A 4,947-nucleotide genomic window follows, 5' to 3' on the forward strand; every position below is an offset into this window, starting at 1 on the left:
GGATGCCGACCGTCACCGACTGGTCGTTGTAGGCGCCCGAAACCGGGCCGCCGGTGCCGACGTTGCCGAATTCGAAGTCGTCGGTCTGGAAGTAACGGTAGGTCAGGTCGACGTTCATGCGGTCGCTGGCCTTGGCCGTCAGGCCGGCCAGGGCCTGCCAGGCCCAGGCGCCGTCGGCTTCGTCGACGTTCAGGCTGGGAACGCGAAGTTGCGTCGTGTAGGCGCGGGCGTAACCGGCGCCGAGACCCAGGAACGGATGCAGGTTGGCGTCCGGCATGAAGTCATAAACGACGTTCCCCATGAGGGAGAGAACTTCGAATTGACCCATGGCGTCGAACGGCGGCGACTCGAGGTCGCCGGGACGCCAGCCACCTTCCATCTCCACGCGCCAGCTCGGCGAGAGGCGATAGCCGAGGCGGGCGAAGCCCGTCCAGCTGTCTTCCGGGTCGATGGCGTAGGAGCCGAGACCGACCTTTTGCTTGACGTTGTCAGACCAGTGGTAGCCCACGTCGACAGCGCCGTACCAGCCGCTGTCCTGAGCCGCCGCACCGGTCGCTGCGAGCGTCGTGACGGCCAGAGCCGCACCCGCCAGAAGCTTGAATTTCATAATGAGAGCCCTCTCCTGCCCGCGATGCGACCAAAGGCCGCTCGAAACTTTGTTATATCAACGATGCGGTCACCGCCAAGTGTCGGTGAAGCCACACCACGGCCTATTTTCTCGATGGAAACGGTGAATGGCGAGTTTCTCAGTCGAGGGTTGTGCGGTAGCGCGCCATTGCCAGCGAAACCACGACCAGAACAAAGAGCGTCAGGGCCGCCAGACTCGGCCAGAGCTCCACAACCCCCAGACCCTTGAGCAGCGCGCCGCGCACGACCCGCAGGAAATGGGTCACCGGGATCGCGCTTCCGAGTGTCTGGGCCCAGACCGGCATGCCCCGAAACGGGAACATGAACCCCGACAGCAGCAGCGACGGGAAGATGTAGAACACCGACATCTGCATCGCCTGCAGCTGGTTGCGGGCCACGGTCGAGATGAGAAAGCCGAGCGCCAGGCTGCCGATGATGAACAGCAGGATGCCGACGGCCAGCGCGCTCCACCCGCCGGAGAACGGCACGTCGAACAGGACCCGCGCCAGGCCCAGAATCACGACGGTCTGGATCAGGCCAACCAGGACGTAGGGCGCCAGCTTGCCGATCATCACCTCGAGCGGCTTCACCGGCGTGGCAAGCAGGCTTTCCATCGTGCCGCGCTCATACTCCCGCGTGACGCCGAGCGCGGTCATCATCACCAGCGTCATCGACAGGATCACGCCCAGCAGGCCGGGCACGATGTTGTAGGAGGTGATCGCCTCGGGATTATAGCGACGGTGAACCACCACCTCGAACGGCGGCGCGGCGGCGGCTCTCGGGGCCAGGGCGCCCGTCAGGTCGGCGCTGAGCGCCTGGGTGGGCAGGGCCGCCAGGGCCGCCAGGGCCGGGCCGGTGGCCGCTGGATCGGTGGCGTCGACCTCCACCAGCATCTGCGCCTGATCGCCACGCACGACGCGCCGGGTGAAATCTCCAGGAATGGTGACGGCGAACTGGACCTCGCCGCGCCGGATCATGTCGTCGAGTTCGGCCGGCGTTCGGGCCTGGGCCGTCAGGTCGAAATAGGCGCTGTTGCGGAGGGCCGAGGTGATGGAACGAGCGAAGATGGTGTCTTCCTGGACTAGCAGGGCGGTCGGCAGATGGCGCGGCTCCGAATTGATCGCATAGCCAAACAGCAGCAACTGCACGACAGGCATGGCCAGCATCATGGCGTAGGTCAGTCGGTCGCGGGAGAGCTGCTTGAACTCCTTGATCATCACCGCGAAGACACGGGTGGCTGAGAAGCCGGTCATCGGAAATTGTCCTGCGAGGTCTCCATCAGACGGATGAAGACGTCCTCAAGGCTCGGCTCGACTCGTGCCCAGCGGTAGGGCGCGCGGCGATAGGGGGCGATGGCGGCCTCTAGCGCGGCGAGGTCGGTTCCTGAAACGTGCAGCGACTGGCCGAACGGCGCGGCCATGTCGACGCCGGGCAGCTTGCCGATTTCGCCCGACAGCCGGTCGATGCCCGGGCCTTCGCCGTTCAGGGTGACCAGCTTGGTGTCGGCGATGACCTGCTGGGCGGTTCCGCGCGCGATCAGTCGGCCATAGCTGATGTACGCGATCTCATGGCAGCGCTCGGCCTCGTCCATATAGTGGGTGGAGACCAATACGGTCAGGCCCTCGCCGGCCAGGGCGTGGATCTCGTCCCAGAAGGTGCGCCGCGCCTTCGGATCGACCCCGGCGGTGGGCTCGTCCAGAAGCAGCAGGCGCGGTTCGTGCAGGGTGGCGGTGGCGAGCGCCAGCCGCTGCTTCCAGCCGCCCGACAGCGACCCGGCCAATTGCGCGCGTCGTTCCACCAGCCCCAAGCGCTCGAGCGCCTGATCGACCCGCTCCTTGCGCCGGTCCAGGCCGTGGACGCGGGCGGAGAACTGCAGGTTCTCGTCGATGGTCAGGTCCTCGTAGAGCGAGAACTTCTGAGTCATGTAGCCGGCGCGCCGCTTGATGGCGTTCGCTTGCTTGATGATGTCGAGGCCCAGGCACGTGCCGTCGCCGCTATCAGGGGTCAGCAGGCCGCAGAGCATGCGCAGGGTGGTGGTCTTGCCCGACCCGTTGGGGCCGAGGAAGCCGCAGATCTTGCCTTCCTCGACCTGGAGCGAGACGTCCTGCACGACATGCTTGTCGCCGAAGCTCTTGTTCAGCCCCCGGACGTCGATGGCCAGGCTCATTGGACCGGTCCCAGGGGTTGGACGTCCACCGGTTGGCCGGGATTGAGCAGCACCGAGGGTTTGGCCTCGACCAGATAGACCAGCCGGTCACGGGCCTCGCGGCTGTAAATCACCGGCGGTGTGAATTCCGGGCGTGGGCTGATGTAGGTGACCTTCGCGGTCATCCCGTCCTGGCAGCCGTCGCAGGTGAACGTGACCAGCGCGCCGGGGCGGTAGGCGTTGATCTGTCGCTCTGGCACGAAGAACCGCAGCTTGACCTTGTCGTCGGGCAGCAGGGCCACGACCGCCTGGTTGGCGGACGCCCATTCGCCGCTCTGGAAGAAGACATCCTCGACCCTGGCCGCCACCGGGGCGAGCGGAGCGCCATCCGATAGCCGCGCATTGGCGGCGACCAGGGCGGCGTCTGTTTGGCGAACCCGGCTGTCGGCGGCGCGAATCTGATCCTCGCGTGAGCCGAGCGCCGCGGCCTGACGCTGGCGGTGGGCGGCCCTCACCTGGGCCTCGGCGGCGTCATAGGTCGATTGGGCGTCGTCGAGCCGGGCCTTGGCGAAGACGCCCTTCTCCACCAGGGGGCGGACCCGGCGCAGGTTGGCGGCCGCGTCGCGGGCCGAAGCCTCCGCGGCCGCGACATTGGCGTCGAAGATCGCCAGTTCGACCGGACGCTGACCCTTGCGCGCGTCTGAGGCCTGAGCCTGGGCGGTGCTCAACTCGGCGCCGGCCTCATCGCGCTGGGCTTCAAGTTGGACGGGATCGACGACGAACAGCCGCTGGCCCGCCGTCACCCGGTCGCCGCGCTGAACAAGAACCTGATCGACTCGGCCGGCGATCGGGGTCGACAGATAGAGCGCCTCGCCCTCGACATAGCCCGATAGCGTCGGGGTTCGTGACAGGCGTGGCGCGAACCAGAGCACGATGACCGCCACCAGAGCGATCAGCAGCAAGCTGACCACCAGAAGGCGTTGTGGCTTCATGACGCAGCTCCGGCTTCGATCAGCACGCCCCGTAGCCACAGATCCACGTGCTGCTGGGCCAGGGCGGGGATGTCGATGGGATCGGCCCCGACGGGGGTGAAGGTCTCGCGCCAGATGACGCCGACCAGCATCGGGGAGATCAGCGAGATCGCGTGGAGGCGCGGATCGCCGGGCCGCAACTCGCCGCGGACCTGGGCCGCGGCGATGGCGCCCGTCATGGCGTCCAGCGCCGGGTGGACCAGCTTGTCGTGCCAGGCCTGGGCCAGTTCCGGAAAGTTGCGGGACTCGCCGATCACCATCTTCACGATCCCGCCGACCGAGGTGGCGGCGACCACGCTCGACAGCGTTTTCACCAAGCCTCGCAACAGATCCGCGAAGTTCCCGGTGGGCGCCGCCAGGCTGGCGCGGACCATGTCGAGGTTGGGCGCGATTCCTTGTTCGACGACCGCGCGGAAGATGTCCTGCTTGGTGGCGAAGTACAGATAGATCGCGCCCTTCGAGACGCCGGCGCGCGCGGCGATGTCTTCCAGGCGCGCCGCGGCGAAGCCCTTTTCGGCAAACACCTCCAGAGCCGCCGCGACGATTTCATCGGGACGATCGGCTTTACGTCGCTTGAATTTCGGCTGGCCCATCGGGAGCATCGCAAACTCATCTAATAACTGACTGGCCGGTTATTAGTGACGTCTGAACGCGCAAGAAGGCAATAGGTTTCAAGGGAAATTCCCGAAATCTCCAAGGTGGAGCTTGGTCGTTTCGCCGCCAAAAGCCCGCCACTAAACGGCCGTTTTGCCCGACGAAGCCTGCAACTGAACCGCGTGGCGACCCCCGAAAAAGTGGTGGGCGCTGCGTGGATCATTTGTGAATTTTGACGACGGGAGAGGTCGCGAAAATGATTGGTACGAAAACTCGGGGGATTTTGTTGAGTGCGCTGGCTCTGGGGGCGCTCGGCCTCGGGGGCTGCGCCACCAAGAAGTACGTCAACGAACAGGTGGGTGTGGTCGACACCAGGGTCTCCGCCCACGAGACGAAGCTCGGCGAACTTGACCAGACCTCGCGTGACGCCCTGGAACGGGCGACGGCGGCTGGCAAGCTGGCCGAGGGCAAGTTCATGTACTCGGTCGTCATGTCCGACGACGCGCTGAAGTTCCCATTCGCCAAGGCGACCCTGTCGCCCGAGGGCGA

The 4,947-nt window shown here is 66.1% G+C and carries 5 protein-coding genes and 1 pseudogene; 1 reads left to right on the forward strand and 5 read right to left on the reverse strand.

Annotation, left to right across the window (positions count from 1 at the left end):
• From Q7T84_RS08885 to Q7T84_RS08905, 5 genes are all read right to left on the reverse strand, one after another.
• Positions 1 to 607: outer membrane protein (locus Q7T84_RS08885; RefSeq protein ID WP_304807879.1), on the reverse strand; the 607-nt coding region annotated here is incomplete at its 3' end.
• 139 nt (positions 608 to 746) lie between these two features.
• Positions 747 to 1,880 (reverse strand): ABC transporter permease, encoded by a 1,134-nt coding sequence (locus tag Q7T84_RS08890; protein ID WP_304807884.1) that lies wholly within the window; start codon positions 1,878 to 1,880, stop codon positions 747 to 749.
• On the reverse strand, positions 1,877 to 2,794 hold the full coding sequence (locus Q7T84_RS08895; protein WP_304807885.1) for an ABC transporter ATP-binding protein: 918 nt from the start codon (positions 2,792 to 2,794) through the stop codon (positions 1,877 to 1,879). The genes Q7T84_RS08890 and Q7T84_RS08895 overlap by 4 nt, the downstream gene beginning before the upstream one ends.
• A complete protein-coding gene (locus tag Q7T84_RS08900; protein WP_304807887.1) occupies positions 2,791 to 3,765 on the reverse strand; it encodes an HlyD family secretion protein in 975 nt (324 codons plus the stop codon). The genes Q7T84_RS08895 and Q7T84_RS08900 overlap by 4 nt, the downstream gene beginning before the upstream one ends.
• Positions 3,762 to 4,397 carry a TetR/AcrR family transcriptional regulator gene (locus Q7T84_RS08905; RefSeq protein WP_304807889.1) on the reverse strand — a complete coding sequence of 212 codons (636 nt, stop codon included), beginning with the start codon at positions 4,395 to 4,397 and terminating at the stop codon, positions 3,762 to 3,764. The genes Q7T84_RS08900 and Q7T84_RS08905 overlap by 4 nt, the downstream gene beginning before the upstream one ends.
• 287 nt (positions 4,398 to 4,684) lie before the next feature.
• Here Q7T84_RS08905 and Q7T84_RS08910 point away from each other — a divergent pair.
• Positions 4,685 to 4,947, forward strand: a pseudogene (locus Q7T84_RS08910) (OmpA family protein); the annotation flags it as partial.

The organism is Phenylobacterium sp. (assembly GCF_030654915.1).
Classification (GTDB): Bacteria; Pseudomonadota; Alphaproteobacteria; order Caulobacterales; family Caulobacteraceae; genus Phenylobacterium.

What these genes read in the sequence shown, in the direction of transcription:
- Q7T84_RS08900 (WP_304807887.1), bottom strand. Translation starts at nt 3,765, where the DNA reads ATGAAGCCACAACGCCTTCTGGTGGTCAGCTTGCTGCTGATCGCTCTG.
- Q7T84_RS08890 (WP_304807884.1), bottom strand. Translation starts at nt 1,880, where the DNA reads ATGACCGGCTTCTCAGCCACCCGTGTCTTCGCGGTGATGATCAAGGAG.
- Q7T84_RS08895 (WP_304807885.1), bottom strand. Translation starts at nt 2,794, where the DNA reads ATGAGCCTGGCCATCGACGTCCGGGGGCTGAACAAGAGCTTCGGCGAC.
- Q7T84_RS08905 (WP_304807889.1), bottom strand. Translation starts at nt 4,397, where the DNA reads ATGGGCCAGCCGAAATTCAAGCGACGTAAAGCCGATCGTCCCGATGAA.